We start from the raw sequence: 2,964 nt of genomic DNA, 5'->3' as shown, positions 1-2,964 counted from the left end.
GATATACGCATGAAACCCCCCACATCTCGGGCGTCAACGGTCACCCGCCGTACCGGTGCTCTCGCTGCACGACGTCGGCGATCTGTCCATAGACCGGGTGACGTCCCGCAAGCTTGGGGCGATTGTACTTTGGCAAGGCGGCACCGCGATCCGAAGGAACGCCGACCGGTGGCGGGGGTTCCTTCCGGTCGCGCCGAATATTCATGCGGAATACCTCCGGAACGTTTCGATAAAGTGGTACGGCGGCGCGTTGTCGCTTATGAAATGCCCGGGGCGGCCGCGCGGCAGGGTGCCGTGATCCGTGTGCGGCGGGTCTCCCTCACGAGGGCGTGGCGATACGGTGTGTCGATATTGTCGGCGTGTCTTCTCACGCCTTGCGGTGTGGCCGAACCGACACTTTCTGAGAGTCTGACAGCGGCGGGATCAGTCCGATCTGCACCGTCATCGGTGGGCGGCCGCGCGCCGTGACAGCATGAGTTCGGAGGCGACGGGTTGGCCGGGGCATCCCGCCCTGGACCGCCGGATCGACTCGGCCCGGGCGGAATGCTCGGGCTCCGGGCAGAACCGCGGATCGCCGTGCAGCGTGCCCGGGTGGCGCGAGGTCGCCGGGCTGGCGCCGGACGAGCGTGCGGCCGGGCGTCTGGCGCGGCCGCACGCGTGGGCGTCGCACCGGGTCGCCGACGCGGCCGTCGAGGAGGGCCGGGCGGCCGGTCATGGCGACGCCGCCATGGCAAGGCGGGTTTCGTGGGCGAGCCTGGCAGGTGACCGCCGGGTCGGGCGGACGCTGTGCCGGGATCTGCAAACGCTCGACGCCTGAGCACTCGATCGTCCTGTGCCGATTTGCAATACCGGCAGCGCCGCGCTGGTCCCAGGAAACGGAAGGCATTTTTTGGGAAGGATTGGCGGTTCGTCATGGTGCAGAACGCCCGTTTTGGAGTACCTCTGGAGCGGATTGCGCATAGAAGCTGGCGTTTCATGCCGCAGGTAGCGGTGAGTATCGATACCCATCCTCGCGAAAGGTGCGCGCCGGGGCTGACAATTCCTGGAACCAACAGTGGCGAGTATAAATATCTAACTCTACTTCACGAGTGCGCCGCGTGCTCGGCCCGTAACTGGAGGGCGTTGCTTGCAATTAACGGGCAGGCTACCCTGCCTCCAGGGTCAAGAATTTGACATCCGTCTATCATGCCGACTTCCAGGGGCAATTTGGCGAGTATTCCCTGTCATTGTCGAGGCAGGAGAAAAGTGTCGTCCCGAATTGCTTTTGCCATTCTAGAGCCGTCAACTGTCATCAGGGGGATGTCATGGATGACGTTGCCGAACGGTCCGTGCTGCGGGCGATCGAAGCGATGCATGAGGCGGGCCGGCGAGCGGCCCGGAGTGGACGGCCGTGCGGCGTTCGCCGAGTCGCGACTACCGGGGTTGAGCGGCAGCGCGCCGCACGAACTCCCAGACCTCGACCTGACCGACGAGGTCGCCCGCAAGGCGACGCCAGGCCTGGTCCAGCGGGAGCGTGGCGTGCGCGACCGCGACCGGAAGCGCCCATCGGTCGGCGCACAGGTCGTCAGCGACGGCCGGTAGATCCAGGACTGCGGCGGCGGTCGTACGGACCCGGGTGCTGTTCGCGTGTCGCAGAATCAACCGCAGTGCGTCGAACCCGTCCGGGCCGCCCCCTCGGTGCAGGTGCAGCAACTCGGCTTCCACGTCGGACAACAGTTCGGTGGGGCGCTGCGGTGGGTTCACCGCCAGGACGTCGGCGCGCATCGGTTCGAGCTGCCGCCAGTCGGCCTCCCAGAGCGTCAGGCGGTCCCGGGCGTCGCGCCCGAGCATCCGCTTCACGTTGGCCGCGGTGTCGGCCAGGCAGGACGGGTCGTAGTCCTGCGCCACGACGTGCCTCGCGCCGGCCAGCAGCGCTGCCACCGTGACCAGCCCGGCCCCGCACCCCGCGTCGATCACGACCTGGCCCGCCGTGTCCTGCACGGCGCTCGCCATCAGCGCGGAGAACGGTGACGGCCGGTGCACGCCCGGGCTTGTCGACAGTTCGTCGCCGATCGAGGTCCAGTGTCGTAGGGACGGCAGGGTCTCGACGCTCATGTGGCACCCCCAACTCGCCGCGAAAGATCCGGAGGAGCCTACAACGGGATCATGGCCCGGCGACGCCGGATGCGGAAGGATCCGTCGATCGGGCGGGCGGTGGCCCGATGCGGCGCGTCGCGCCAGTTGGCAGGACAGCCTAGGTTATGGTTTCTCTGTTTGGGGGCTGAATCACTTCTGGGGGCTGCGTGCGGAAGGTCGTATCTTATCTGTTGTTCTCAATCGATGGTGTGACCGATGCGCCCGACGAGTGGATGTTCGAACACTTCGACAGCGAAGTGGCACAACACCTGCAGTACCTTGTGGACACCCAGGACGCGGTGCTGTTGGGCCGCGCGACCTACGAGTACTGGGCACCGTACTGGCCGACGTCGGACGTCGAGCCCTTCGCGACCTTCATCAACTCCTCACCGAAGTACGTCGTGGGCAGCACGCTCGGCGAGCACCAGTGGCAGAACACCGAACGCATCGAGGGCCACCTCGCGGACGAGGTGGCGCGCCTGAAGTCGCAGCCGGGAAAGAACATCGGTGTGCATGGCAGCCCGACGCTCGTCAGGTCGATGCTGGAGCAGGATCTGATCGACGAATTGCGGCTCGCCGTACCACCCGTCATCGCGGGCAGGGGAAGCCGGCTGCTGGACGGCTACCAGGAAAAGCGTCCGATGCGACTGCTCGAGTCGCAGCAGACCAGCAGCGGGACGTTGCTGCTCACCTACGACCCACACACCAGGTAGGCGCTGCCCGTCGCCAGCCAGTGCGGACCCGCGGTGGCCGAAGCATGGACAAAGCCGGGTGGTTGGTCCGGCGGTTGCCGGACCAACCAAAACAGAAGAGCGGGGGGTTGGGGAAGAATGGAGGAAAACAAGAGTA

At 66.3% G+C, this 2,964-nt stretch carries 3 protein-coding genes; 2 read left to right on the top strand and 1 reads right to left on the bottom strand.

Going from position 1 to position 2,964, the window contains the following annotated elements; all coding sequences use genetic code 11:
• Nucleotides 1–472: 472 nt before the first annotated feature.
• Nucleotides 473–817, top strand: coding sequence for a hypothetical protein (locus ABZ671_RS32620; RefSeq protein ID WP_357865386.1), 345 nt, complete (start codon nucleotides 473–475; stop codon nucleotides 815–817).
• Between the two features lie 596 nt (nucleotides 818–1,413).
• Here ABZ671_RS32620 and ABZ671_RS32615 read toward each other — a convergent pair.
• On the bottom strand, nucleotides 1,414–2,094 hold the full coding sequence (locus ABZ671_RS32615; protein WP_357865384.1) for a 50S ribosomal protein L11 methyltransferase: 681 nt from the start codon (nucleotides 2,092–2,094) through the stop codon (nucleotides 1,414–1,416).
• 188 nt (nucleotides 2,095–2,282) lie between these two features.
• Here ABZ671_RS32615 and ABZ671_RS32610 point away from each other — a divergent pair, with 188 nt between their 5' ends.
• Nucleotides 2,283–2,828: a dihydrofolate reductase family protein gene (locus ABZ671_RS32610; protein ID WP_357865382.1), complete on the top strand. Its 546-nt coding sequence runs from the start codon at nucleotides 2,283–2,285 to the stop codon at nucleotides 2,826–2,828.
• The last annotated feature ends 136 nt before the right edge of the window (nucleotides 2,829–2,964 follow it).

This window comes from Micromonospora sp. NPDC006766 (assembly GCF_040636055.1).
Classification (GTDB): Bacteria; Actinomycetota; Actinomycetes; order Mycobacteriales; family Micromonosporaceae; genus Micromonospora.
Note: the sequence above shows the minus strand (reverse complement) of the source record. Positions and strands in the feature narration are given on the sequence as shown.

Bases quoted from the DNA above. Each gene is read 5' to 3' on its own strand.
- ABZ671_RS32615 (WP_357865384.1), bottom strand. From the start codon at position 2,094: ATGAGCGTCGAGACCCTGCCGTCCCTACGACACTGGACCTCGATCGGC.
- ABZ671_RS32620 (WP_357865386.1), top strand. From the start codon at position 473: ATGAGTTCGGAGGCGACGGGTTGGCCGGGGCATCCCGCCCTGGACCGC.